Genomic DNA, 26,033 nt, shown 5'->3' on the forward strand with positions numbered 1-26,033 from the left:
GCCCGGGCCGCACGGGTCCGCGCGGCCCGGGCCGTCGCAGGCCGATCTGGACCGCGCCACGGCCGAGCTGGCTCGTGTGCGCGAGGAGCGTGACGGCGCGCACGAGGAGCTCGCGACGCTGCGCAAGCAGGCACGACGGCTGCGGTCGGACGCCGACCGGGCGCGCGCGGAGGGCCGGCGTGCGCTGAGCGAGGCGCAGGAGCTGCTCGAGCAGGCGCGTACGGCGCGCGACGAGGCCGCGACGGCCCTCGAGGTCGCGACCGACGAGCGGCGCGCGGCCGATGCCGAACGCACCGCCGCGCGCGCCGAGCTCCGCGTCGCACGCAAGCTCGCCGACGCCCGCGTTCGGCTCCTGCTCGACACGATCGTCGACGCCGCGAGCGGTCTGCGCTCCGAGCTCGCGCTCGCCCCCACGACCGACCTGCCGGCCGACCTCGTGGCACCGCCCCAGGTCCCTGCGGTCGGCCGCGTCGGCTCGCGCGGGCGGTTCGTCGACGACCCGGAGCTGCTCGACGAGCTCCTGCGCCAGCCGCGCGCGCACCTCGTCGTCGACGGCTACAACGTCACCAAGACCGCCTACCCCGAGCTCACGCTCGAGCAGCAGCGCCGTCTCCTGGTCGACGGGCTCGGGGCTCTGGCCGCGCGATCGGGCGCCGAGGTCACGTGCTGCTTCGACGGGCAGCCCACGCCGTTGCCGGCCACCGCGCTCGCACGGGGCATCCGGGTCCGGTTCTCGGTGGGCGAGATCGCCGACGACCTCATCCGGCGGCTCGTCCAGGCCGAGCCGACCGGGCGGGTCGTCGTGGTCGTCACGAGCGACCAGGAGGTCGCGCGCGACGTCGAGGCGCGCGGCGCGCACGTGGTGCCGTCCGCGACCCTGGTCGCGCGCCTGCACCACGCCTGACCCCAGCACGGTCGGTGTCCGGTCCGGAGCGTGTGTCGGTGGTCCGCCCTAGCGTCCGGCGCATGATCATCGACTGCCAGGGGTGCACCGCTCGTCCGGCCGCCTGCGCCGACTGCGTCGTCACGTTCGTCCTCGAGGTGCCCGCACGGGCGGACCGGGAGCGCACGCGTGAGCCAGGGCGACCGGCGCGGGACAGCCGCGCGCCGGTGCCGTTCGAGCTCGACGACGCGGAGCGTCGCGCGCTCGGCACGCTCGCCGACCTGCACCTCGTCCCACCGTTACGGCTCGCCGAGGGAGGCTGAGACCCGCGAGGACGACAGCGGGCGGCGAGACCGTCAGGTCCCGCCGCCCGCTGCGACCGTGCTCCCGCGCGCCGCCCAGGGCAGGCGACGAGGCTCAGGCGACGTCGTGCCCGCCCGCGCCCTGGTCGTAGAGCGCGTCGACGTCGGCCTCGAAATCCTTGAGGACGAGCGAGCGCTTCACGCTCAGCTTGGGCGTGAGGTAGCCGTTGGCGATCGTCAGGTCGCCCTGGAGGATGCGGTACTTGCGGATCGACTCGGCACGCGAGACGGCCTTGTTGGCGCGCGCGACGGCCTTGTCGATCGAGGCCAGCACGTCCGGGTCCTGCGCGGCCTGCTCGAGCGTGAGCTCGGGCTTGCCGTGCGCCGCGAGCCAGCCGGGCAGACCCTCGGCGTCGAGCGTGACGAGCGCGCCGATGTACGGCCGCTGGTCGCCGACGACGACGACCTGGCTGATCACCGGGTGGCCGCGGAGCCGGTCCTCGAGGACTGCGGGGGCGACGTTCTTGCCACCGGCCGTCACGATGATCTCCTTCTTGCGGCCCGTGATGAACAGGAAGCCCTCGTCGTCCAGCGAGCCGAGGTCGCCGGTGCGGAACCAGCCGTCCTCGAGCGACTCGGCGGTCGCCTCGGAGTTGCCGTGGTAGCCGCGGAACACCTGGACGCCCTTGACCTCGATCTCACCGTCGTCGGCGATCCGCACGGCGGAGCCGGGCAGCGGCAGGCCGACCGAGCCGATCTTGGTGCGCTCGGGACGGTTGACCGTCGCGGGTGCGGTCGTCTCGGTGAGCCCGTACCCCTCGAGCACGCGCAGGCCGACACCGCGGTAGAAGTGGCCGAGCCGCTCGCCGAGGGGCGCACCGCCCGAGATCGCCCAGCGTGCCTGGCCGCCGAGCAGCGCCCGGAGCTTGTGCAGCACCAGGACGTCGGCCACCTTGTGCTGCAGCCGCAGCCACGGGCTCGGGCCGCGCGGGTCGTCGAGCGCGCGGGAGTAGACGATCGACGTCTTCGCCGCGCGCTGGAAGATCGCCGCCTTGCCGCCGGCGGCGGCCTTCTGCTCGGCACCGTTGTAGACCTTCTCGAACACGCGCGGCACGGCGAGCACGAACGTGGGCCGGAACGAACCGAGGTCGTCGATCAGCGTGCGCGTGTCGGGGGAGTGGCCGAGCACCGCGCCGGCGGGGATGCACAGGACGTGGATGAAGCGCGCGAACACGTGCGCCAGCGGCATGAACAGCAGCGTGCGCGAACCGGGGTCGGAGACGACCTCCTTGAGCCCCTCGACCGCGTTGACCGTGAGCTCGTAGAAGTTGCCGTGCGTGAGCTCGACGCCCTTGGGCCGTCCGGTCGTGCCCGACGTGTAGATCACGGTCGCCAGGCTCGACAGGTCCGCGAGCCCGCGGCGGCGCGCGAGCTCGTCGTCCGGGACGTCCGCCCCTGCGGTGACCAGCGTGTCGATCGCACCGTCGTCGATGACGAGCACCTCGCGCAGGTCCGGGACGTCCGCGCGGACCTCGCCGACCGTCGCCGCGTGCGTGGCGCTCTCGACCACGAGGAGCGTCACGTGGGCGTCCGTGAGGATCCACGACACCTGCTCCGCCGACGAGGTCTCGTACAGCGGGACGGGGACGGCCCCCGCCGCCCAGATCGCCCAGTCGAGCAGCGACCACTCGTAGCGCGTGCGCGACATGATGCCCACGCGGTCACCGGGCTCGACCCCCCGAGCAGCGAGACCCTTGGCGACCGCGGCGATCTCGGCGTCGAGCTCGCGCGCGGTGATGGGGATCCACGGACCGCTCTGCTCCGTCTTGTGCTCGATGACGACGCCGTCCGGGTCCGCGGCGAGTCGCTCGGCGAACAGGTCGTTGAGATTGCGGTCGGGAGCGACCTCGACGAGCAATGGGGTGCTGAACTCGACCATTCTGACTCCAGTGGCAGAGGTGACGGGTCCGACGAGGATACGGGACGTGCGTCCGACTCAGGGGACGCTGGTGGGGGCTAGCCTCGCTGGGTCGCCACGCGCGGACGCACGTGCGGCGGTGCGGGTCGATGGCGCTAGCGTGAGCCTGCGCCGTCGGTCGCACGATCAGCCACCAACTCATCTCGGGAGCACGAACGCATGCACGCCATCGGTGTGGACATCGGCGGGACGAAGATCGCCGCCGGCGTGGTGGACGACGAGGGCCGCATCCTGGCCCAGACGCGTCGCGACACCGAGCCGGACGACGTGGCGAGCATCGACGCCGCGATCGCCGACGCGTACGCCGAGCTCAGCGCCCAGTACCCGGTGCAGGCGATCGGGCTCGCCGCCGCGGGGTTCGTCGCCGCCGACCGCTCGGGCGTCCTGTTCGCCCCCAACATCGCGTGGCGTGAGTACCCCCTGCGCGACAAGGTCGCGGCGCTCGTCGGGAACCAGCTCGAGATCGTCGTGGAGAACGACGCGAACGCCGCCGGCTGGGCCGAGTTCCGGTTCGGCTCCGCGCGCGACGTCGACGACATGCTGACCCTGACCATCGGGACCGGGCTCGGCGGCGCGGTCGTCTCGAACGGCGCACTCGTGCGCGGGTTCGCGGGCGTCGCGGCCGAGGTCGGCCACATGCGCGTCGTGCCGGGCGGGCACTACTGCGGCTGCGGGCACGAGGGCTGCTGGGAGCAGTACGCGTCGGGCAGCGCGCTCGTGCGTGACGCCCAGGCCGCGGCCGTGGCCTACCCCGACCGCGCCCGCCGGATCGTCGAGCTCGCGGGCGGTCGCGCGGACGCGATCATCGGCCCGCACGTGACGAAGGCGGCCGAGGAGGGCGACGAGCTCGCGGTGCACCTCCTGGCCGAGCTCGGCCGGTGGATCGGCGAGGGCGCGGCGTCGGTCGCCGCGCTGCTCGACCCCGCGATGGTCGTCATCGGCGGCGGTGTCGCGGCTGCGGGTGACCTGCTGCTCGAGCCCGCGCGCAAGGGCTTCGCCGAGCAGCTCTCCGCTCGGGGCCACCGTCCAGAGGCGACGATCGTGATCGCCTCGATGGGCAACGACGCGGGCATCGTCGGCGCGGCCGACCTGGCGCGGCTGTAGGCGACCGGGCGCTCGCCATGGGTCGCGGGACGCCGCCCGGCGCACGGCCGGGCGGCGGCAGCTCAGACGACCGCGCCGTCGTCGTCCTGACGCTCGCGGCGCGGCGGCATGCGCCACACGAGCACCGCGACGCCGAGCACGAACACGACGCACGCGGCCTGGATCAGCGCCGCGGGCGCGTCGCGCCACGCGATGAGCAGGACGAGCAGGAGCAACGGCATCCCGGCCGCGGCGAACCACGCCATGGTCAGCAGCGGGTCGCCGCCGAGCACGGGGCCCGGGTCGGGCGCCACGAAGCCCTCCTGCTCGTCGACGCCGCTCTCCGCCTCGTCGTACTGCGCGGTGCCGTCCCAGTCCCGTCCCGACGCCGACGCCAGCGGGTCGGACGGGTCGCCCGCCGCCGGTCGCACGACGCGCGAGCGGTCGCCGAACGGCGACTCGACGCCGGGCGCGACCGGGAAGTCGAGCCCTCCGGCGGCGGTCGCGTCGGCGGCGGAGTCCACGTCGCCGAGCTCCGCGACGATGCGGGCCCACCGTTCGTCGTCGACCGGTTCGTCGGGTCGCCCGTCGGGTCGGTCGGAGCGAGGAGCCATGAGAGCACTCTAGAGTCGGACGTGCGGTCCCGACGGTCCGTGGCGACCGACTGGTCGTCCGGCGGGCCGGACCGTCGACGGTGCAGGAAGGTGACCCCTTGTTCTACTGGTTGATGAAGCGGATCTTCGTGGGTCCGTTGCTGCACCTCGTGTACCGGCCGTGGATCCGTGGGGAGCACAACGTGCCCGCGGACGGGCCGGCGATCCTCGCGAGCAACCACCTGGCTGTCATCGACTCGTTCTTCCTGCCGCTCATGCTCGACCGCGAGCTCGTGTTCATCGGCAAGCAGGAGTACTTCACCGGGCGGGGCCTCAAGGGCCGGTTGACGGCGGGCTTCATGCGCGGCGTCGGCACCATCCCGGTCGACCGTGGTGGCGGCAAGGCGAGCGAGGCGGCGCTGCGCACCGGTCTGCGCCGGCTCGAGGAGGGCGACCTGTTCGGGATCTACCCCGAGGGCACGCGCAGCCCCGACGGGCGGCTCTACCGCGGCAAGACGGGCATCGCGCGGCTCGCGCTCGAGTCCGGGGCACCCGTGGTCCCCGTCGCCATGGTCGGGACGAACATCGCCCAGCCCGTCGGCAAGCGGATCCCGAAGGTCATGCGCATCGGCATGGTCGTGGGGGAACCGCTCGACTTCTCGCGCTACAAGGGCATGGAGAACGACCGGTTCATCCTGCGCTCGGTCACCGACGAGATCATGTACGCGATCATGAGCCTGTCCGGCCAGGAGTACGTCGACGTGTACGCGGCCACCCAGAAGGCGCGCATCGCGGCCGGTGTGACCGAGTCCCAGCCGGCGGCCGACGAGCCGCGCACGGCCGCGCCGGGTGGTCGTCCGGTGCCGGACGTCCAGGTTCCGGTCCCCCCGCAGGACGAGGCCGAGCCGTCAGTAGGATGACGTCGTCGGCCGCCACGTGCGGTCGTCGTCGCCGGGCCGAGGGCTCCGTGACCAGTCCCGCTGAAAGTCCTGGCAGCGCGTGAAGAACGCGACCTAGGGTCGCCAGCGTCCCCGCAGGGGCCCCCTGCAGCTCTACGGAAGGTGTTTGTCATGTCGGTCCGTCGCGTCGCCCTCCTCACCGCGGGTGGCTTCGCCCCGTGCCTCTCGTCCGCCGTCGGTGGCCTCATCGAGCGCTACACCGAGATCGCGCCGGACGTCGAGATCATCGCCTACGAGCACGGGTACTACGGGCTGCTGCGCGGCGACAAGATCGTCATCGACGCGCAGACGCGCAAGAACGCCGGGATCCTGCACCGCTTCGGCGGCTCGCCGATCGGCAACTCGCGCGTGAAGCTCACCAACGCCAAGGACTGCGTCAAGCGCGGCCTGGTCGCCGAGGGCCAGGACCCGCTGCAGGTCGCGGCCGACCAGCTCAAGGCGGACGGCGTCGACGTGCTGCACACGATCGGCGGCGACGACACGAACACGACCGCCGCGGACCTCGCCGCCTACCTCGCGGAGAACGGCTACGGCCTGACCGTGGTCGGCCTGCCCAAGACGATCGACAACGACGTGGTGCCGATCCGTCAGTCGCTCGGCGCGTGGACCGCGGCGGAGGAGGCCGCGGGCTTCGCCGCGAACATCATCGGCGAGCACCGCTCTGGCCCGCGCATGCTGATCGTGCACGAGGTCATGGGTCGGCACTGCGGCTGGCTCACGGCCGCTGCGGCGGTCGAGTACCGCAAGTGGTTGGACCAGCAGGAGTGGGTCCCGGGCATCGGCCTGACGCGTGAGCGCTGGGACATCCACGCGGTCTTCGTCCCCGAGCTCGCGCTCGACATCGACGCCGAGGCCGAGCGCCTCAAGGCGATCATGGACACGCAGGGCAACGTCAACATCTTCCTGTCCGAGGGCGCGGGGATGCACGAGATCGTCGAGCAGCTCACGAAGGCCGGCACGCCGCCCGAGCGCGACCCGTTCGGCCACGTCAAGCTCGACACGATCAACCCCGGCCAGTGGTTCGCGAAGCAGTTCGCCGAGAAGCTGGGCGCCGAGAAGACGATGGTGCAGAAGTCCGGCTACTACTCGCGTGCTGCCGCGGCCAACGCCGAGGACCTGCGCCTCATCAAGTCGATGACGGACCTGGCCGTCGAGTGCGCGCTGCGTGGCGAGGCCGGCGTCATCGGGCACGACGAGGAGCGCGGCGACGTGCTGCGCGCGATCGAGTTCCCGCGCATCGCGGGCGGCAAGGCGTTCGACGTGTCGCAGCCGTGGTTCGGCGAGCTGCTGGCCGACATCGGCCAGTCCCTCGTCCCGGCGAGCCACTCGTGAGCGTCGAGCCCGACGCGACGGTGGTCGCGGGTCTCGACGCGTGGCGAGACCTGCCGGCCGGGCAGCAGCCCGCCTGGCCGGACCAGGCCGCGCTCACGCGCGCGACCGAGCGGCTCGCGGCGCTGCCGCCCCTGGTCTTCGCGGGCGAGGCGGACGCGTTGCGCGCCCAGCTCGCCGCGGCGGGTCGAGGCGAGGCCTTCCTCCTGCAGGGGGGCGACTGCGCCGAGACGTTCGCCGAGGCGACGGCCGACAACATCCGCAACAAGATCAAGACGATCCTGCAGATGGCGGTCGTGCTGACGTACGGCGCGAGCCTGCCCGTCGTGAAGATGGGCCGCATGGCCGGGCAGTACGCCAAGCCCCGTTCGTCGGGCACCGAGACGCGCGACGGCGTGACGCTGCCGGCGTTCCGCGGGGACATCATCAACGGCTTCGACTTCACCGAAGAGGCCCGTACCCCGGACCCGCAGCGGCTCCTCGAGGCGTACCACACGTCCGCGTCGACGCTGAACCTCATCCGCGCTTTCACGACCGGGGGCTTCGCGTCGCTGCTGCGGGTGCACGAGTGGAACCGCGGCTTCACGACGAACCCCGCCTACAAGCGCTACGAGGAGATCGCGGCCGAGATCGACCGCGCGATCCGCTTCATGGCGGCGTGCGGTGCGGACTTCGACGCGTTGCGCACGGTCGACTTCTACTCGTCGCACGAGGGCCTGCTGCTCGACTACGAGCGACCGCTGACCCGCATCGACAGCCGTACGGGACTGCCGTACGACTGCTCGGCGCACTTCGTGTGGATCGGCGAGCGGACGCGTGAGCTGGGCGGCGCGCACATCGACTACTTCTCGCGGGTGCAGAACCCGATCGGCGTCAAGCTCGGCCCGACGTCGACGGGCGACGACGCGATCGCGCTCATCGACAAGCTCAACCCGACGGGGGAGCCGGGGCGCCTGACGTTCGTCACGCGCATGGGTGCGGGCAAGATCCGCGACCACCTGCCTCAGCTCGTCGAGAAGGTCACCGCCGACGGTCGTCCCGTGACGTGGGTGTGCGACCCGATGCACGGCAACGGCATCACGTCCGCGAACGGCTACAAGACGCGCCGGTTCAGCGACGTCATGGACGAGGTCGCGGGCTTCTTCGAGGTGCACCGCTCGCTCGGCACCGTGCCGGGCGGCCTGCACATCGAGCTCACGGGCGACGACGTGACCGAGGTGCTCGGCGGCTCGGAGCAGATCGACGACGAGCGGCTCGCGGAGCGCTACGAGACCCTCGTCGACCCTCGTCTGAACCACCAGCAGTCGCTCGAGCTCGCCTTCCAGGTCGTGGAGCTGCTGCGCGCCTCGTAGCTCTCGTACGTGCGCGCAAGGGGCCGGGACCGCTCAGGCGGGACCGGCCCCTTCGTCGTCGTCCGCGGCGCGTCCGAGGCAGGGCGTCGCCCGCGGGTGGTGCGTGAGGCGGGGTGTCAGGTGATCGTCAGGACGATCGTCGTGCCCTTGGGGTGCATCGACCCGCCGCCGGGCTCCTGACCGACGACGAAGCCGAGGCCGAAGTACGTGGCCGCGTGCACGACCTTGACCTTGAAGCCCGCGGCCGTGAGCGTGTCGCTCGCCGAGCCGACGCCGTTGCGCATGACGTTCGGGACCTCGAACAGCTCGGGACCTTTGGACACGACGAGCTCGACGGTGTCACCCCGGTGCCCGGCAGTGCCGCCCTTCGGGGTCTGGCTGATGACCGTGCCCGCCTTGACGTCGGCGCTGAACGCCTCCGACGACGTGACCTTCAGACCCAGGTCGCCGAGCTGCGCCTTCGCGTCCTTGAGCGTCGCGCCGACCACGGAGATGACCGTGACCGGGGCGGGGCCCTTGGACACCGTGAGCGTGACGACGGAGTGCCGCACCGCCTGAGCGCCGGCCTTGGCGGGTTCGCCGTCGGGCAGCAGGGCTGTCAGCACGACGCCGAGACCGGCCTTGTCGTCGTAGACCGCGTCGGCGTACTCGACCTCGAGGTCGGCCGCCTCGAGCGCCGCGGCGGCGTCCGCCTGGAGCACGCCCACGACTCCGTCGGGCACCTTGACGTAGTCGGGCCCCTTGGAGACCGTGATCTCGACCGTGCCCTCCTTGCGGACCCGCTCGCCAGGCGCGGGCTGCGACGTCACGACCAGACCCTTCTCGACGGTGGTCGAGAAGTCGGAGGTCGTCCGGACGTCGAGCCCGACCGCGTCGAGCGCTGCGGCCGCGGCCTCGGCGCTCTTCCCGCCGATCGCGGGGACGGTCGTGTAGGCGCCGGGGCCGGCGGCGACGTACCACCAGCCCGCGCCCGAGGTCGCCAGCAGGACGAGAACCACGAGCGCGATCGCGAGCAGCCGACGACGCCGCGGCCGAGCGGTGCCGCCGTCGGCCTCGGGCTCCCGCGGAGGGACCGTGACCGCGGCGCCCAGGCCGATCGGGAGGGCCACGGTCGAGCCGCGCGGCACGTCCTCGAGCCGCACGGTGGAGCCGGTCTCGCCCTCCTCGGGCTCGTCGGCCGCCTCGCTCGGCGGTGCGTCCTGCCCGTCGGGCAGGGGAGTCTCGTCGGGGTCGGTCGCGGCGGGCAGCACGATCGACGGTGCGACGTCCGCGCGGCGCGTCAGCAGCTCGGCGTCGAGCTCGCTGCGCACCCGGCGCAGCAGCGTCACCGCGGCCGCTGCGTCGGTCGGACGGTCGTCGGGGTCGCGTGCCGCGAGCGCGCGGACCAGGTCGTCGATCTCGACAGGGAGCCAGTCGACCGCGTCGGACGGGGCCGGGAGGTCGGAGTTGACGTGCTGGAAGGCCACCTGGATCGGCGTCTCGCCGACGAAGGGCTGGCGGCCCGTGAGCATCTCGTACAGCAGGATCCCGCACGCGTACACGTCGGTGCGGGCGTCGCTCGCACCGCGCACGACGAGCTCCGGGGCGAGGTAGGCGACCGTGCCCAGGACCGTGCCCGTCGTGGTCGACGTGACCTCGGTGACCGCGCGTGCCAGGCCGAAGTCGGCGAGCTTGATCCTGCCGTCGGTGGCGAGCAGGACGTTCTCCGGCTTGATGTCGCGGTGCACGAGCCCGGTGCGGTGGGCGGCGGCGAGCGCGTCGAGCACGGACTCGGCGACGCGCAGCGACTCCTCGACGCTGAGCGCGCCCTGCTCGGCGAGCCGCCGCCGTAGGTTGGCGCCGTCGACGTACTCCATCGTCAGGTAGCTGGTCTCGCCGTCGACACCCTGGTCGAACACCCCGACGAGGCCCGGGTGGGTCAGGCGTGCGGACGCGCGGGCCTCACGCCGGAAGCGTGCGACGAAGTCGGCGCCCGACGTCCCCTCGGCGAGGTGGGCGTGCATGACCTTGAGCGCGACGTCGCGGTCGAGGCGCCGGTCGACGGCGAGGTAGACGGTCGCCATCCCGCCGCGCGCGATGCGGGAGACGACCTCGTACCTGCCGTCGACCAGGCGGCCGACGAGCGGATCGGTGACGGTGGTTCCCACGCGGCGAGTCTACGTTCGGGACGTGCGAGGTCCGGGTATTGCGGCCCGCGTCACGGCTGCGACTTGCGCGGTTCCTCCCGCGAGCTCGGGCACGCTCAGCGGAACCTCGTCATGAGGGTCTGGACGTTGGCCGCGTAGCGGCGGGTGTCGGCGAACATGCCGTACTTCCGGACGGACGCCGCGCCCTGGTAGTAGCCCGCGATGGCGCTCGGCAGGTCCGGCGACATGCGGACGAGCGCGCGCAGGATGACCACGCCGGCCACGACGTTGTCGTCCGGGTCCAGCAGGTTCAGCTGGCGACCGACGATGCTCGACGCCCAGTCGCCCGACGAGGGGATGACCTGCATCGTGCCGATCGCGTTGGCGGGGGAGACGGCCGTGTGGTTGAACCCGGACTCCTGCAGCGCGATCGCCTGGGCCAGCGCCGGGTCGAGCCCGTAGGCGCGCGCCGTCGCGGCGACCTTCGCCTGCATCTGCGCCTTGGAGGGGACGCCGGCGGCGAGCAGCGCACGCTTGTTGGCGTTGGCGGCGTCGACGACGTCCCGGGCGTAGGTCCGGCCGGCGAACGTGTCGCCGACGAGAGCAGGCGCGGGCGACGACGAGGACGCGCCCGCGAGCGTGAGCTTCTGGCCGATGCGGACCATGGCGCTCGGGCCCAGGCCGTTGGCGGCGACGATCGCCTTGACGGTCGTGCCGTGGCGCGCGGCGATGGCGGAGACGGTGTCGCCCGCGCGCACCGTGTACGTCGTCGCGGTGGCGGCGGGGGTGCGTGCGGGTGCGGGTGCCCCGGCGGCGCCCGGGATGGTGAGCTTCTGCCCCGCGAGGATGAGGCCGTCGGCGCGCAGCGAGTTGGCCGAGATGATGGCCTTGACGGTCGTCTTGTGGCGCGCGGCGATCCCTGTCACGGTCTCGCCCGCACGCACCGTGTACGTCGAGCTCACGGGTGCGGCCGGGGTGCGCGGCGTCCGGGCGGAGGCCGACGGGATCGACAGCACCTGGCCGGCGCGGATGCGGGAGACGTCGGCGAGGGCGTTGGCTCGCGCGATCGCCGCGACCGAGGCGCCCGTGCGGGCGGCGATGTGGCTGACCGTGTCGCCCGGACGCACCGTGTAGGCGTCGTCGGCGTGCGCGGCGGGTGACGCGGAGACCGAGATCGCGACGAGCGCCAGGGTCGCGCCGGTCCCGCCCGCTGCTCGCCGGGCGTGGATGCCGCGACGTGCGGCTGCGCTGGTGGTGCTCATGAGGGTCCCCCTCGGCCATGTGACGCGAGTCCATGGGTGTGACTGCTGTGACGGATGTGACAGAAGTGAACCTAGCCGACGCGCCGTCAGGTGGAAACCCCACGCCGCCGCGCTCACCCGAGTGGCCGGACTCTCGGCGTCGTGGACCGTCCGCCCGCCGACCGTCCAGACGGGAGAACCGCGACGTCCTGCGTACGCTGGGGCCGTGAGCGAGACCTCTGAACCCACGACAGCAGCCGTCGACACCCTCGTCGACTCCTGGCTGACCCTGCCCGACGTCGCCGAGCGCGTCGGCCTCGACGTGGGCAAGGTGCGCCGCCTGCTGCAGGAGCGCAAGCTCGTCGGCGTGCGCCGCGGCGAGCCGCGCGTGCTGTCGGTGCCTGAGCGCTTCCTCGTGCCCGGCCACCAGGACGCCGCCGCGACGGGTGAGTGGGCCGCCCTGCCGTGGCTCCAGGGCACGCTGACGGTGCTCGCCGACGCGGGGTTCTCCGACGAGGAGGCGATCGTCTGGCTCTTCACGCCTGACGAGTCCCTGCCCGGCACCCCGATCGACGCGCTGCGCGCCGGCCAGAAGACCGAGATCCGCCGCCGCGCCCAGGCCGAGCTCTAGCCCCGACGCCTGAGCACGCAGACGCCTGAGTACCGGGTGCCGGGCGTGCGAGCGAGGAATCAGGCGCGCCGGTCGACCGCTGCGTGCGCCAGGCGCACGAGCACGTCCGAGGCCGGCTGGCGCCACGAGCGCGCCGTCAGCCGGTCGAGCGCCACGCCGAAGAGCTCGTCGATGAGCTGCTCGACCTCCTCGACGGCACCGGTCGAGCGGATCGCGTCCGCCAGGACCGCGACCTGCTCATCGGTCAGCGACCGCTCACCCAGGCTCGTCCGCAGCAGCTCGGCGGTCGCCGTGTCGCCGCGCTCCAGCGCGCGCCGGTGCGCGCGGGTGGCGAGCACGGTGCGCTTGCCCTCGCGCAGGTCGTCGCCCGCGGGCTTGCCGGTCGTCGCCGGGTCGCCGAAGACCCCGAGCACGTCGTCGCGCAGCTGGAAGGCCTCGCCGAGCGGCAGCCCGAGCGCACGCACGGCGTCGAGCTCGGAGTCGTCGGCATCGGCGAGCGCGGCGCCGAGCGTGAGCGGGTGCTCGACGCTGTAGCGCGCCGACTTCGCGCGGATGACCTCGCGCGCACGCTCCTCGTCGGCGGCGGGGTCCACGCCCCAGGGCTGCGACTGCGCCAGCACGTCGAGGTACTGGCCGACCGTGACCTCGGTGCGCATGAGGTCGAAGACGCCACGGGCCCGCAGCGCGCGGGGGAGCGGCGCCTCGGCGAGGGCGGCGGCGAACACCTGCTCGCTCGCGACGAGCGCCAGGTCGCCCAGCAGGATCGCGGACGACGTCCCGAAGTGCTCGGCGTCACCCTCGAGCCCGAGCTCGTCGTGCAGCGCCGCGAACGCGCGGTGCGCGGCCGGCTTGCCGCGGCGCGTGTCGGAGCCGTCCATGACGTCGTCGTGGAAGAGCGCCGCGGCCTGGAACAGCTCGAGCGCCGCGCCGACGCGGAGCACCGCTGCCGCCTCGCGAGTCCCGGGCTGCCCGCCGTGCGCGCGCCACGACCACCAGCAGAACGCCGCGCGCAGCCGCTTGCCGCCCGAGAGCATCGCCTCGACGGCGTCGGCGAGACGGCCGGCGTCGGAGCTCACGGCGGCGAGCTCGACCCGCAGCCGGACGACGTGCTCGGCGAGCACGTGGTCGACCCCGGCGCGCACGTCTTCGAGGTCCACGAGGGCGCCGGCGGGGACGTCCGCGCCGTCGACTGCCAAGGGCTGCGTGCTCATCCCGGCAGCCTAGGCGACCGCGATGCGGCCCCCGAGCGTGAGGGTCCGCACGCCGTCGCGGTCCAGCACGGCGACCGTGACGACCTCGCCCGCACCGCGTGCGAAGGTCGACTGCGCGGCCACCCCGGCCGGCGGTGACGCGACGGGGGACTGGGTGAAACCCGCACCGGTCAGCGAGGTGCCGAGGCTGGCCATGAGGTCCTCGGCCGACAGGGTCGTGCGCAGGTTGAGGCTGATGTCCGTGAAGGCGCCGTCCGCGCTGGGCACGGCCGACGAGACGAGGATGTCGGCGTCGCCGGGCAGCGGGACCAGATCGCTCGGGAAGCCGTCGGCGAGCTCGCCGACGGTCGCCTGCTCGTCGTCGAGGGGCTCGAACGTCGCGTCGGCGGTCGGCTCGGCGGTCAGGAGCGGCTGATCGGTCGTCGCGCCCGCGGTGTCGAGGCGGGCCGGTTCCGAGCTCGAGCACCCGGCGACGACGAGGACCGCGGCGAGCAGGAGCGCCCCGAGGCCGGCGGAACGCCTGCTCACGCGGGTGCCGACGGTCGGGAGCAGGCTGTCTCGCACCGCGTCAGCCTAGCGGCGCGCGACCCGACCCCAGGCCCCGCGCCGCGGCGGCTGCTCCACAGGTGCGCAGTACGGACGCTCGCGACCGACTGCCGGTGCGGTGAGGTGCACGCATGACGGCGACCTCGACGCTGCGGGTGAGCGAACCCCGCGAGATCATCTCCCTGCTCCCGTACCGGCTCGGCTTCCGGCCGCGGGACAGCGCCGTGGCCGTGAGCCTGCGAGCCCCGCGTGGTCGTGTCGGGGTGGTCATGCGGGTCGACCTGGCCGCGCTCGGCGACGAGGAGGTCGGCGCGCAGGTCGCCCGGGCGGTGGTCGCGACGATGGGACGCGACGGCGCGCAGAGCACCGTGCTCGTCGTCTACGCCGACGTCGACCCACGCCTCGACCCGGGACCTGTGGGCTTGCGCGTGCTGCGCGCGGTCGAGCACTACCGGGAGGCGTCGGACGTCTCGCTCGGTCAGGTGCCGGTCTGGGTCGTCACACCGGACGGCTACCTGTCGTTCGACTGCGCCCGCTCGTGCTGCCCACCCGGCGGTCGCCCGCTGCGCGAGCTGGAGTCGACACAGGTGTCCGCGCGGATGGTGCTCGAGGGGGCGACGGTCGCCGGGTCGCGCGACGACCTCGTGCGCATCCCGTCCGCGGACGCACAACGCCGTCGCGTCGTGGCCCGCACCCGCCGCCGGTGGCAGGAGCGCGGGCTCGCGGCCGTCGCCGATGGTCCGGATGCCCTGGAGCGCTGGCGGCTCGGCTCGGTGGCGGCCTGGCGCGCGGCCGTCGACCTGGTCGCGGGACGCGCCGAGCTGGGTGCTCCTGCGCCGTGGGGTCGGCTCGAGGCGGGGCTGCAGGACCGGCGGGTCCGCGATGCGGTGCTCGCGTCGTTCGTCCCGGGCGCCGGGGACCTCCCGGAGCGGAGCGTGCGCGGGCGGCACCCGGACGCGGGCGTCGAGCTCGCGATGGGGGAGGTCACCGGGCGGATCATGGGCACCTCGACGGGCATCGCCGCTCCGGAAGGCATGGTGAGGCTCCACGAGGAGACCCTCGAAGCGCTCGTCGCGCACGGGCGTCGCGACGCGCAGGCTCCCGCGCTGTCGCTGCTGGCACTGCTCGCGTGGTGGCGCGGGGACGGTGCCCGCGCCCAGATCCTGCTCGACCGTGCGCTGCAGGACGACCCGGGCTACCGGCTCGCCACCCTGCTCGACTCGGCGCTCGCAGCCGGCCTGGGACCGGGCTGGACGCGCCGCCCCGACCCGCCGGACGACGACGGCCGCGAATGGGACGAGGACCTGGACCCGCAAGGCCCGCACGGTGGTGAGGCCGACCCGCTGGTGGGTCCGCCGGAGCAGGGGCAGGGGCTCGGGAACGGATCTGCGCGGTGACGCGTCGAGCCCGATCGGCGGGTCGCGCGGGGGGCTGGTGCGGTCGCGTCCGGGACGACGCGCGTCGTCGCAGGTGGAGTCAGGGGCCAGGCGGCGGTACGGTCCTGGCACGGGCCATCGAGAGGAGCTCAGCATGGGCATCGTGGTCGGCTACCTGGCGACGCCGGAAGGGCGTGCCGCGCTGGACGCCGCAGTCCAGGAGGCCGGGATCCGCGGACGCGATGTCGTCGTCGTGGTCAGCGTGCGTGACGACGAGCCCGCCGAGCAGCGGGCCGCGACGGAGGCGGACCTCGCCAAGGTCGGGGAGGACCTCGCCGCCAAGGGCGTCGCGCACGAGGTGCGCCTGCTCGAGGGTGGCGACGTCGCCGACGACCTCATCGCCACCGCCGAGGAGGTCTCCGCCGAGCTCGTGGTCATCGGCCTGCGTCAGCGCAGCCCCGTCGGCAAGCTCATCCTTGGCGCCAACGCGCAACGTGTGCTCTTCGACGCCCCGTGCCCGGTGCTCACGGTCAAGCCGACCACGCGCTGACACACGCGGACCGCCGGGCGAACGCCCGGGCCGTGGCCCATCGCGCTGTCACGGCGGGCACGGTCGCGCGAAGCTGGTGACGCAGGTCGGGAATCCTCCCGGCCCCTCGGACGTTGGACGGTTCGGACGTCCCGGCGCCGCCACACGACAGGCCGCGTGAGAGGACGCCATCTCCGGTGATCCGCGCGGCCCCGACTGCGCGACGCCGAGCCACCCGCGGGCGACGCCGCTGCAGCACTCGCGTGCGCAGGACGGCTCGTTCACGCGTTCCGCTCGGTACAATATCCATCTACCACCCGGCTCCATCTCCGGTGTCGTGCTGCCGAAAGGTCGTTCGTGACGTCCCAGACCCCGCATCCCGCGCTTCCGCGCGAGTTCGAGCACCCCGCGCTCCAGGACCTCGTGGTCCGCGGCCGCACCCACGGCTCGGTCGGTGCCGCTGAGGTCCGCTCGGCGTGCGAGCAGGCCGGCGTCGAGGACGCCAAGCGCCTCAAGGCCGTGGTCCGCGGACTCGCGACCGCCGGCGTGACGGTGAGCGACGCGGCCCCGGCGCGTGTCGCCGCGGCCACGAGCGCCAAGTCCCGGCCGACCGCCAAGGCGGCCGTCTCCACCGCGGCCAAGCCCGCGGCCACCAAGCCCGCCACCGCCAAGCCCGCCACCGCCAAGCCCGCCACCGCCACTGCCGCCGCGAAGACGACGGCGGGCGCGGAGGAGGACGCCCCCGCGGCGAAGCCGAGGACGCGGACCGCCAAGCCGGCCACCAAGGCTGCTGCCAAGCCCGCCGCCAAGGCGGCGAAGGACGACGACATCCCCACCGACGGCGAGGACGTCGAGATCGAGGACGTCGACGTGGCCGCGCTCGAGGACGTGGTCGTCGAGGCCGACGCGGACACGGACACCGAGACCGCCACGGACGACGAGGGCGAGGCCAAGCCCGCCGCCGCGCGCGAGGAGTCCGAGGACTCGGGGTTCGTCTACTCCGACGCTGACGACGACGACGCCCCGGCGCAGCAGGTCGTCACGGCCGGTGCCACGGCCGACCCGGTCAAGGACTACCTCAAGCAGATCGGCAAGGTCGCGCTCCTCAACGCCGAGCAGGAGGTCGAGCTCGCCAAGCGGATCGAGGCCGGCCTGTTCGCCGAGGAGCGGCTCAACGCGGGCATCACGCTCGAGCCCAAGGCGCGCCGTGAGCTCGAGTGGATCGCGCAGGACGGCCGTCGCGCCAAGAACCACCTGCTCGAGGCCAACCTGCGCCTGGTCGTCTCGCTCGCCAAGCGGTACACCGGCCGCGGCATGCTCTTCCTGGACCTGATCCAGGAGGGCAACCTCGGTCTGATCCGTGCGGTCGAGAAGTTCGACTACACCAAGGGCTACAAGTTCTCGACCTACGCGACGTGGTGGATCCGTCAGGCCATCACGCGTGCGATGGCCGACCAGGCGCGCACCATCCGCATCCCGGTGCACATGGTCGAGGTCATCAACAAGCTCGCCCGTGTGCAGCGCCAGATGCTCCAGGACCTGGGCCGCGAGCCCACGCCGGAGGAGCTGGCCAAGGAGCTCGACATGACCCCGGAGAAGGTCGTCGAGGTCCAGAAGTACGGTCGCGAGCCCATCTCGCTGCACACGCCGCTCGGCGAGGACGGCGACAGCGAGTTCGGTGACCTCATCGAGGACTCCGAGGCCGTCGTGCCCGCCGATGCCGTGAGCTTCACGCTCCTGCAAGAGCAGCTGCACCAGGTCCTCGACACGCTCAGCGAGCGCGAGGCCGGCGTGGTGTCCATGCGCTTCGGCCTGACCGACGGTCAGCCGAAGACGCTCGACGAGATCGGCAAGGTCTACGGCGTGACGCGTGAGCGCATCCGTCAGATCGAGTCCAAGACGATGTCGAAGCTGCGTCACCCGTCGCGGTCCCAGGTCCTGCGCGACTACCTGGACTGACGCGTCCTGCGCGTGACGAGACCCCCGCACCCGGCTCGGGTGCGGGGGTCTCGTGCGTCGTGGGCCCGGGGCCGGCGTCACCCCGCCGCGGCGGGACGAACCTGCGCGTGGTCGCACCGCGGGGGCAGCGGGGTGGCGGGCTCGGGGGAGGGCACACGCACGCGTCGTGCCGCCTCGTCCGCGAGGGCGTCGGGAGGCTGACGGATGTCGAGGACGATGCCGGCCTCGTCCTCCTGCAGCGGCTCGAGCGCGGCGAGCTGGGTGTCGAGCAGCGACGCGGGCATGAAGTGGTCGAGCCGAGCGCCCAGCCGGGCGGCGAGCTGGGTGCGGGTCCCGACCAGGTGCACGAGCACCAGGCCGGGCACCCCGCGCCGGAGGGTGTCGCGGTAGCGACGGCGCAGCGCCGAGCACGCGACCACCGCTCCGCCGCGAGCCGCCGCGAGCTCACGCGCGACGTCCCGCAGCCACGGCTCGCGGTCGGCGTCGTCGAGAGGCGTTCCCGCCGCCATCTTCGCGACGTTCGTCGCGGGGTGCAGGCCGTCGGCGTCGATGAACTCGACGCCGAGGCGACGCGCGAGGAGCGACCCGACGGTCGACTTGCCGGAGCCGGAGACGCCCATGACGACGACCCGCATCACGGGCGTGGGCGCGCTCACCAGTCGTGCACCGTGCCGTCGGCGAGCCGGTTGTAGGGCAGGTACGCCTGCTCGTACGGGTAGCGGCCCGCCTCGTCGACGTCGAGCTCGACGCCCAGACCGGGCTGGTCGCCCGGGTGCAGGTAGCCGTCGGTGAAGGTGAACGACTGCTGGAACACCTCGTTCGTGCGCGTGCCGTGCTGCATGTACTCCTGGATCCCGAAGTTGTGGATCGCCAGGCCGAGGTGCATCGCGGCGGCCATGCCGACCGGGGAGACGTCGGTGGGTCCGTGCATGCCGGACTTCACCTGGTACTGCGCGGCGTAGTCGAGCACCTTCTTGAGGTGCGAGATGCCGCCGGTGTGAGTCACGGCGGAGCGCACGTAGTCGATCAGCTGCTCGCGGATGATCATCTGGTAGTCCCACACGGTGTTGAAGATCTCGCCGATCGCCAGCGGGGTCGTCGAGTGCTGGCGGACCAGGCGCAGCGCCTCCTGGTTCTCGGCGGGCGTCACGTCCTCGAGCCAGAACAGGTCGTACGGCTCGAGCGAGCGCGCGAGCCTGGCCGCCTGGATGGGCGTCATGCGGTGGTGGCCGTCGTGCAGCAGTGGGAGCTCGGGGCCGAACTCGTTGCGCACCGCCTCGAACACGGTCGGGACGTGCCGCAGGTAGGAGCGGGTGTCCCAGTCCTCCTCGGCGGGGCGTGCGCCGCGCTGCGCCGGCTCGTGGTCGTACCGGACGCCCGAGTTGGCCTCGTAGGTCGCGTTCGACGCGATGCCGTAGATCGACTTCAGCCCCGGGACGCCCGTCTGCACGCGGATCGCCCGATAGCCCTGCTCCTGGTGGCTGCGGATCGAGTCGAAGAGCTCGTCGTTGGTCTTGCCCGACGCGTGCCCGTAGGCGAGCAGGCCGGTGCGGGACGCACCGCCGAGCAGCTGGTAGACGGGCATGCCGGCGGCCTTGCCCTTGATGTCCCACAGCGCCATGTCGACCGACGCGATCGCGGCCATGGTCACGGGACCGCGACGCCAGTACGCGCTGCGGTACAGGAACTGCCACGTGTCCTCGATGCGGCTCGCGTCGCTGCCGATCAGCAGCGGGACGACGTGCTCGCGCAGGTAGGCCACGACCGCGAGCTCACGCCCGTTGAGGGTCGCGTCGCCGAGGCCGGTCAGACCGTCCTCGGTCGTGAGCTTGAGGGTGACGAAGTTGCGGTCCGGGCTGGTGACGACGACGTCGGCAGCGACGATCTTCATGGCGGTGGCTCCTCGGGTCTCAGACGGTCTGGCTCGAGCCGGCGAGCGCCTGCTCGAGAGTGGCGACGAGGTCGGTCTCGTCGCGCAGGTCGGGGGCGAGCGTGTCGAGCAGCAGCGCGGCCTGCTCGCGCGGTGTGTCGGCGGCGGCGAGGGCTCGCGCGAGCGCCTCGGCGCCCGGGTCGCTGCCGCTCTCGTCGGACAGGTGCCGTGCCCACGCGCCGACGACGAGCGCGTGCACGGGTGCGGCGGGAAGCCCCGCCGCGCGTCGTGCGCGGGCGACGGCGAGCACGCGCACGCCGAGCTTCACCGAGCCGTCGCAGGCGATCTGGGCGAGTCGGTGCTCGATGCGGGGGTTGGCGAACCGCTCGCGCAGGGTGGCCAGCGCGTCGTCGACCTCGCCCGCCGGGAGCGGGACGACCGGCCGTGCGGCGTCCCAGAGCTCGTCGAGCATGGTCCGGCAGGCGGGGTCGGCGAACGCCTCCGCGACGGTCGCGTGGCCGCGGGCCAGACCGGTGTACGCGAGCAGCGAGTGCCCGGCGTTCAGGAGCCACAGCTTGCGCTGCTCGTAGGGACGCACGTCGTCGACGAGCCGGGCGCCGACGAGGTCCCACGCGGGCCGCCCGGCCGGGAAGGCGTCCTCGAGCACCCACTCGGCGAACGGCTCGGTGACCACGGGGGACGTGTCGATGCGGCCGGTCAGGAGCCGCACGGTGTCGCGGTCGGCATCGGTCGTCGCGGGGGTGATGCGGTCCACCATCGTCGAGACGAAGGAGACCGTCGCGTCGATCCAGGCGGTGAGCGAGGTGTCCACCTGGGACGCGAGCGTGCGCACGACCGTGCGGGTCACGCTGCCGTTGTCAGGCAGGTTGTCGCACGAGACGACCGCGAGCGGGCCCGCGCCGGCAGCGCGGCGTGCGCGCAGCCCGTCGACGAGCCGCCCGGGCGCGGTGGTCGCCGCCGTCGCGTCGCCACGTCGCAGCGCGGCGATGTCCGCCTGCACCGCGGGGTCGTCGAGGTCGAGCCGCCCGTCGGCCGTGAGGCAGTAGCCCCGTTCCGTGACGGTGAGGGTCACGACGGCGACCTCCGGGCGTGCGACGAGCGCGCGCCACGTGTCGACGTCGGCGCCGTCATGCGCCTCGACGAGGGCGTCGATGCTCTGGGCGGTGTCGCCGTCGGCCGCTCGCGTCAGGACGACGTACCGCCCGTCCTGCGCGGCGAGCGCGCGCGCCGCCGCGGCGGACCGGCCGGTGAAGGCGGCGATGCCCCAGGTGTCGTACGGAGCCGCCGCGTTCGCGCGGTCGGTGTACCAGGCCTGGTGCGCGCGGTGGAACGCGCCGAGCCCGAGGTGCACGACCCGGACGGCGGGCGCCGGGTCACGGCGTCGCCAGGCTGTCGGAACGGTCATCGTCACTTCTCCTCGTCGCGGCGCGGCGGTGCGCCGGGCTCCTCACGATTGAGCCGTGCGACGGGTCGTCGTGGCAATCGGTTGCCACGAGTTGCCCCGCCGGGCCGCGTGGCGCTGCTGGGTCAGCGACGTCCGCGGGGCGGGGGAGCGGTCGAGCTGCGGACGACGAGCTGCGCGGGGAGCAGGGCGGGCCGGGTGTGCTGCGGCGTCCGGGCGCGGATGTCGTGCAGCAGCGTGCGCACCGCGTGCTGGCCGAGCGCGTGCAGCGGAGCGGCCACCGTCGTGAGCGCGGGGCTGCACAGCTCCGCGCCGAAGATGTCGTCGAAGCCCACGACGCTCACGCGCTGCGGCACCTTCACGCCGGCCGCGGCAAGTCCCTGCAGGAGGCCGATCGCCACGAGGTCGTTGTACGCGACGACCGCCGTCACGCCGCTCGCCGCCAGCGGCCCGACGGCGGCGAGCCCGCCCGCGAGGGTCGGGGCGAACGGCCCGATCCGGTGGACCCGCAGGTCGAGCCCGTGGCCGGCCTCGCGCATCGCGCGCCATCGCATGCCGTCGGCCCACGAGGCCTCGGGGCCGGCGGCGTAGGCGATCTTGCGGTGCCCGAGCTCGCCCAGGTGCTCGAGCGCGCGCCGCATCCCGCGCGCGTTGTCCGTGACGACGCTCGGGATGCCGCCGAGGACCCGGTTGAGGACGACGGTCGGACGCTGCTTCGCGAGCACCCGGATCGTCGAGTCCGACATGCGCGAGGTGCCCAGCACGACGCCCTCGACCAGGGGCACGAGCCGTTCCAGCGCCTTGCGCTCGGCCGTCGCGGACTCGAGCACGTCGGTGACGAGCAACGTCTGGTCCTCGGCGTCCGCAGCCTCCTGGGCGCCGCGGATGATCTGGAAGAAGAACGGGTTCGTGACGTCGGAGACGACGAGCGCGAGCAGCGACGTCCGGCCCGTCGGGAGGGCGCGCGCGAGCGGGTTGGCGCGGTAGCCGAGCTCGTCTGCCACGGCGCGGATGCGTGCCGCGGTCTCCGCGTTGACGCGTCCCGGGCGGGAGAACGCACGCGAGACGGTCGACGGCGCGACGCCCGCGGCGGTCGCGACGTCGTAGATCGTCGGGCTGCGGCGTTCGTCCTCCGAGCCGACCATGGACGCACGCTAGTTCGCGCGGCAAGTCATGGCAACCGCTTGTCATGCCCACGGTCGCGGCCTCCCAATGGGTGTCAGCCGGCGGTCCACCGCGGCACCGAGAGGAGAGCACTGATGCTTCGTCCCCAGGACACCCCCACCCGTGAGCGCAGGTCGCTGGCCGGCCTCTGGAGCTTCCGGCTCGACCCCGCGCTGGTCGGCGCCGACGAGCAGTGGTTCGGCGGGCCGCTCGAGCACGCCCGGGAGATGCCCGTCCCCGCGAGCTACAACGACATCCTCGTCGGGACCGAGGGGCGCGACCACGTCGGTGACGCCTGGTACCAGACGACGACGCGCGTGCCCCGCGGCTGGGCCGGGCAGCGCGTCGTGCTGCGGTTCGACAGCGCGACGCACGCGGCCACGGTGTGGGTCGACGGCACCGAGGTGGTCCGGCACGTCGGCGGGTACACGCCGTTCGAGGCCGACATCACCGAGCTGGTGACCCCGGGCGACGAGGTCCGCGTGACGGTCGCCGTGAACAACGAGCTGACCTTCCAGACGATCCCGCCGGGGGTCGTGCACGAGACGCCGAACGGTCGTCGTCAGCAGTACTTCCACGACTTCTTCAACTACGCGGGGCTCGCCCGTTCGGTGTGGCTCTGCGCGATCCCCCAGACGCGCGTCGAGGACATCACGGTGACGACCGACGTGCGGGGGAGCGACGGAGTCGTCGCGTACGCCGTCGAGATCGCCGGCGACGACGAGCACACCGTCGAGGTCGTCCTGCACGACGCCGACGGCGTCGAGGTCGGCCGCAGCCAGGGAGCCGCGGGCGAGATCGTCGTGCCGGACGCTCACCTGTGGGCACCCGGCGACGGCTACCTGCACGTGGCTCAGGTCGAGGTGCGCTCCACCGCGGGGGAGCTGCTCGACCAGTACGCGCAGACGGTCGGCATCCGCACGGTCGAGGTGCGTGGCACCGAGTTCCTCATCAACGGCGCGCCGTTCCACTTCACCGGGTTCGGACGCCACGAGGACACACCTGTCCGCGGCAAGGGGCACGACGACGCGTTCCTCGTGCACGACATGGAGCTCATGCGCTGGATCGGCGCGAACTCCTTCCGGACGTCGCACTACCCGTACGCCGAGGAGGTCTACGACTACGCGGACCGCCTCGGACTGGTCGTCATCGACGAGGTGGCCGCGGTCGGCCAGAACATGGGCCTCGCGGGTGGCATCTTCGGCGGGCAGAACTACACGACCTTCTCGCCCGAGACCATCAACGACGTCAGCCGTGAGGCGCACGCGCAGGCGATCCGCGAGCTCGTCGCGCGCGACAAGAACCACCCCAGCGTCGTCCTGTGGTCGATCGCCAACGAGCCGGAGTCGGACACCGACGCCGCGCGCGCCTACTTCGAGCCGCTGTTCACGCTGACGCGCGAGCTGGACCCGAGCCGACCGGTCGGGTTCGTCAACGTGATGCTCGCGCCGCACGGCGCCTGCAAGGTGAGCGAGCTCGGCGACGTCGTCATGCTCAACCGGTACTACGGCTGGTACGTGAACACCGGCGACCTCGAGGCCGCGGAGACGGCCTGGCGTGCCGAGCTCGAGCAGTGGGCGACCGACGGCAAGCCGATCATCATCACGGAGTACGGCGCCGACACGGTCGCCGGGGTGCACTCGCTGACGCCCCAGCCCTGGTCCGAGGAGTACCAGGTCGCGTACCTCGAGATGAACCACCGCGTCTTCGACAGCGTCCCGGCCGTGGTCGGCGAGCAGGTCTGGAACTTCGCGGACTTCGCGACGGCGTCGGCGAGCGTGTTCCGCGTCGACGGCAACAAGAAGGGCGTCTTCACCCGCGACCGTCGGCCCAAGGCTGCCGCGCACGCCCTGCGTCGCCGCTGGAACCGCGATGCCTGACCAGCGCCCGCCGACTCGACCCCCGACCTCGCCGCACGTCGCGGCACCGACCCAAGGACCGGCCATGACCAGCACCGTCGCTGACGCACCCGCCATCCCGACCGACTCGACCCCCGCCCCGACCACCTCGAGCACCCCCGGCGAGCCGACCTCATCGGGCCGGCTGCGCCGCTCGCAGCTCCTCGGGTACGCCGCGGGCGACGCCGCCAACAACCTGGCGTTCTCCATGACGTCGATGTTCCTGCTGCTGTACTACACGGACGTCGTGGGGATCTCGCCCGCGGCGGCCGGCACCCTGTTCCTCGTCGTGCGTGCCTGGGACGCGTTCGCGGACATCTACGCGGGCCGCGTCGTGGACAAGACCATGACCCGTTGGGGCAAGTTCCGGCCGTTCTTCCTGTTCGGCTCCCTGCCTCTGCTGCTCCTGAGCGTCGCGACGTTCACGGTCCCCGGCGGGCTGGGCGGGACCGGCAAGCTCATCTACGCCTACATCACCTACGCGCTGCTCGGCCTCGCCTACAGCCTGGTCAACATCCCGTACGGCTCCCTCGCGTCGGCCATGACGCAGGTGCCCACGGAGCGCGCGAAGCTCGCGAGCTTCCGGATGATCGGCACGGCGGCGACGATCATCATGCTGTCGTTCGTCGTGGCGCCCCAGATCCGCGACGCGGAGAACCTGCAGCAGTCGCTGACGATGACCACGCTGCTCTTCGTCGTGATCGGGTTCGGGCTGTACATGCTGCTGTTCCGGACGTCGCGGGAGTCCGTGGTGCGCGACGTGGCCCGCGTGAGCCTGCGACAGAGCATGGGAACGCTGCGGAGCAACCGCCCGCTGCTCATGCTCTGCCTGAGCGCGCTGTCGTTCCTCACGGGCATGTTCGCCCTGCAGACCGTGCAGGCGTACTACGCCCGGGACGTGCTCGGCGACGCCAACCTCTTCATCGTCCTGACCGTGGTCAGCACGCTCGCGATGTTCGTCGTCGCGCCGGCCATCCCGCGCATCGTCGGGGCGATCGGGAAGAAGACGGCGTACATCGCGGCCGGGGTGACCTCGGTCGTCGCAGCGATCGGCATCGCGCTGACCCCGCCGTCGCAAGTCTGGCTCGCGGTCGTGCTCTTCGGCCTCTACGGCATCGGCATCGCCGCGGTGAACACCCTCATGTGGGCGCTCGAGGCGGACACGGTGGAGTACGGCGAGTGGCGCAGCGGCGTGCGGACCGAGGGCACGACGTACGCGATGTTCTCGTTCACCCGCAAGCTCGGGCAGGCGCTCGGCGGTGCGGCCGCGGCCTTCGGCCTGGGCATGGTCGGCTACCTCGCCGACGCGGAGCAGCAGACCCAGGGCACGCTCGACGGCATCCGCGCGATCGCGGGCTTCGTCCCTGCGGTGTTCATCGGCATCGGCGTCGTGATCATGCTCGTCTACCCGCTGACCGAGAAGACGTTCGCGACGATGGTCAGCGAGGTCACCGCCCGCCGGGCCGCGCGTACCGCCGACGCGACCCCGACCGCTGAGGAGGCGTGACGATGACCGACGTCGCAGGTGGCAGCGCGCAGATCGGTGTGACGGGGTTGGCGGTCATGGGCCGTAACCTGGC

General features: G+C 72.9%; 22 protein-coding genes. 12 read left to right on the plus strand and 10 right to left on the minus strand.

The features are described 5' to 3' along the window. Both CWIS_RS02285 and CWIS_RS02290 read left to right on the plus strand, forming a co-directional pair. Positions 1-904, plus strand: a 904-nt coding sequence (locus CWIS_RS02285) for an NYN domain-containing protein (RefSeq protein ID WP_048341621.1), incomplete at its 5' end; no start/stop codon positions are given. A 62-nt stretch (positions 905-966) separates the two neighbouring features. Further along, positions 967-1,206 (plus strand): hypothetical protein, encoded by a 240-nt coding sequence (locus tag CWIS_RS02290; RefSeq protein WP_048341622.1) that lies wholly within the window; start codon positions 967-969, stop codon positions 1,204-1,206. A gap of 94 nt (positions 1,207-1,300) precedes the next feature. Here the strand turns inward: CWIS_RS02290 and CWIS_RS02295 are convergent, their stop codons facing one another. After that, on the minus strand, positions 1,301-3,124 hold the full coding sequence (locus tag CWIS_RS02295; protein WP_048341623.1) for a long-chain fatty acid--CoA ligase: 1,824 nt from the start codon (positions 3,122-3,124) through the stop codon (positions 1,301-1,303). Positions 3,125-3,322: 198 nt separating this feature from the next. Between CWIS_RS02295 and CWIS_RS02300 the strand changes: the two genes are divergently transcribed. Beyond that, positions 3,323-4,267, plus strand: coding sequence for an ROK family glucokinase (locus tag CWIS_RS02300; protein ID WP_048341624.1), 945 nt, complete (start codon positions 3,323-3,325; stop codon positions 4,265-4,267). 62 nt (positions 4,268-4,329) lie between these two features. On the opposite strand, the gene CWIS_RS17390 is transcribed toward CWIS_RS02300, so the two are convergent. Continuing rightward, positions 4,330-4,860: a hypothetical protein gene (locus tag CWIS_RS17390; protein ID WP_053071504.1), complete on the minus strand. Its 531-nt coding sequence runs from the start codon at positions 4,858-4,860 to the stop codon at positions 4,330-4,332. A 113-nt stretch (positions 4,861-4,973) separates the two neighbouring features. Here CWIS_RS17390 and CWIS_RS02310 point away from each other — a divergent pair, with 113 nt between their 5' ends. The 3 genes from CWIS_RS02310 to CWIS_RS02320 all read left to right on the plus strand — a co-directional run bounded on the left by CWIS_RS02310 (position 4,974) and on the right by CWIS_RS02320 (position 8,479). Beyond that, positions 4,974-5,759: a lysophospholipid acyltransferase family protein gene (locus CWIS_RS02310; RefSeq protein WP_141371426.1), complete on the plus strand. Its 786-nt coding sequence runs from the start codon at positions 4,974-4,976 to the stop codon at positions 5,757-5,759. A 150-nt stretch (positions 5,760-5,909) separates the two neighbouring features. Further along, positions 5,910-7,130: a pyrophosphate--fructose-6-phosphate 1-phosphotransferase gene (locus CWIS_RS02315; protein WP_048341626.1), complete on the plus strand. Its 1,221-nt coding sequence runs from the start codon at positions 5,910-5,912 to the stop codon at positions 7,128-7,130. Next, on the plus strand, positions 7,127-8,479 hold the full coding sequence (locus tag CWIS_RS02320; RefSeq protein WP_048341627.1) for a class II 3-deoxy-7-phosphoheptulonate synthase: 1,353 nt from the start codon (positions 7,127-7,129) through the stop codon (positions 8,477-8,479). Before CWIS_RS02315 ends, CWIS_RS02320 begins: the two co-directional genes overlap by 4 nt. 116 nt (positions 8,480-8,595) lie before the next feature. On the opposite strand, the gene pknB is transcribed toward CWIS_RS02320, so the two are convergent. Both pknB and CWIS_RS02330 read right to left on the minus strand, forming a co-directional pair. Continuing rightward, positions 8,596-10,626, minus strand: coding sequence for a Stk1 family PASTA domain-containing Ser/Thr kinase (gene pknB / locus CWIS_RS02325; protein WP_048341628.1), 2,031 nt, complete (start codon positions 10,624-10,626; stop codon positions 8,596-8,598). 95 nt (positions 10,627-10,721) lie between these two features. Further along, entirely contained in the window at positions 10,722-11,867 is a 1,146-nt protein-coding gene (locus CWIS_RS02330) for a lytic transglycosylase domain-containing protein (RefSeq protein WP_048341629.1), read from the minus strand. A gap of 205 nt (positions 11,868-12,072) precedes the next feature. Between CWIS_RS02330 and CWIS_RS02335 the strand changes: the two genes are divergently transcribed. Continuing rightward, complete coding sequence (locus CWIS_RS02335) at positions 12,073-12,477, plus strand: Rv2175c family DNA-binding protein (protein WP_048341630.1); 405 nt, start codon at positions 12,073-12,075, stop codon at positions 12,475-12,477. 59 nt (positions 12,478-12,536) lie between these two features. Here the strand turns inward: CWIS_RS02335 and CWIS_RS02340 are convergent, their stop codons facing one another. Beyond that, positions 12,537-13,688, minus strand: a complete 1,152-nt coding sequence (locus tag CWIS_RS02340) for a polyprenyl synthetase family protein (RefSeq protein ID WP_048341631.1) — start codon at positions 13,686-13,688, stop codon at positions 12,537-12,539. Positions 13,689-13,697: 9 nt separating this feature from the next. Then, entirely contained in the window at positions 13,698-14,252 is a 555-nt protein-coding gene (locus tag CWIS_RS02345) for a hypothetical protein (protein ID WP_053071505.1), read from the minus strand. Positions 14,253-14,365: 113 nt separating this feature from the next. Between CWIS_RS02345 and CWIS_RS02350 the strand changes: the two genes are divergently transcribed. The 3 genes from CWIS_RS02350 (at position 14,366) to CWIS_RS02360 (ending at position 18,098) form a co-directional block, all read left to right on the plus strand. After that, the gene (locus CWIS_RS02350; protein ID WP_082156154.1) at positions 14,366-15,631 is read left to right on the plus strand and encodes a DUF4192 domain-containing protein; all 1,266 of its coding nucleotides are present in this window, start codon (positions 14,366-14,368) and stop codon (positions 15,629-15,631) included. Between the two features lie 133 nt (positions 15,632-15,764). Next, complete coding sequence (locus tag CWIS_RS02355; protein ID WP_048341632.1) at positions 15,765-16,160, plus strand: universal stress protein; 396 nt, start codon at positions 15,765-15,767, stop codon at positions 16,158-16,160. Positions 16,161-16,496: 336 nt separating this feature from the next. Next, positions 16,497-18,098, plus strand: a complete 1,602-nt coding sequence (locus CWIS_RS02360; protein ID WP_048341633.1) for an RNA polymerase sigma factor — start codon at positions 16,497-16,499, stop codon at positions 18,096-18,098. A 77-nt stretch (positions 18,099-18,175) separates the two neighbouring features. Here CWIS_RS02360 and CWIS_RS02365 read toward each other — a convergent pair whose 3' ends face one another. From CWIS_RS02365 to CWIS_RS02380, 4 genes are all read right to left on the minus strand, one after another. Continuing rightward, a complete protein-coding gene (locus CWIS_RS02365; protein WP_229747415.1) occupies positions 18,176-18,754 on the minus strand; it encodes a gluconokinase in 579 nt (192 codons plus the stop codon). Next, positions 18,751-19,989, minus strand: a complete 1,239-nt coding sequence (gene manD, locus CWIS_RS02370; RefSeq protein ID WP_048341634.1) for a D-mannonate dehydratase ManD — start codon at positions 19,987-19,989, stop codon at positions 18,751-18,753. The genes CWIS_RS02365 and manD overlap by 4 nt, the downstream gene beginning before the upstream one ends. Before the next feature lie 19 nt (positions 19,990-20,008). After that, entirely contained in the window at positions 20,009-21,394 is a 1,386-nt protein-coding gene (locus CWIS_RS02375) for a mannitol dehydrogenase family protein (RefSeq protein WP_048341641.1), read from the minus strand. A gap of 122 nt (positions 21,395-21,516) precedes the next feature. Further along, positions 21,517-22,536, minus strand: a complete 1,020-nt coding sequence (locus tag CWIS_RS02380; RefSeq protein ID WP_048341635.1) for a LacI family DNA-binding transcriptional regulator — start codon at positions 22,534-22,536, stop codon at positions 21,517-21,519. A 114-nt stretch (positions 22,537-22,650) separates the two neighbouring features. Between CWIS_RS02380 and uidA the strand changes: the two genes are divergently transcribed. Both uidA and uidB read left to right on the plus strand, forming a co-directional pair. Beyond that, positions 22,651-24,435: a beta-glucuronidase gene (gene uidA, locus CWIS_RS02385; protein WP_048341636.1), complete on the plus strand. Its 1,785-nt coding sequence runs from the start codon at positions 22,651-22,653 to the stop codon at positions 24,433-24,435. A gap of 64 nt (positions 24,436-24,499) precedes the next feature. After that, positions 24,500-25,960 carry a glucuronide transporter gene (gene uidB, locus CWIS_RS02390; protein WP_082156155.1) on the plus strand — a complete coding sequence of 487 codons (1,461 nt, stop codon included), beginning with the start codon at positions 24,500-24,502 and terminating at the stop codon, positions 25,958-25,960. The last annotated feature ends 73 nt before the right edge of the window (positions 25,961-26,033 follow it).

Source organism: Cellulomonas sp. A375-1 (assembly GCF_001040865.1).
GTDB lineage: Bacteria > Actinomycetota > Actinomycetes > Actinomycetales > Cellulomonadaceae > Cellulomonas > Cellulomonas gelida.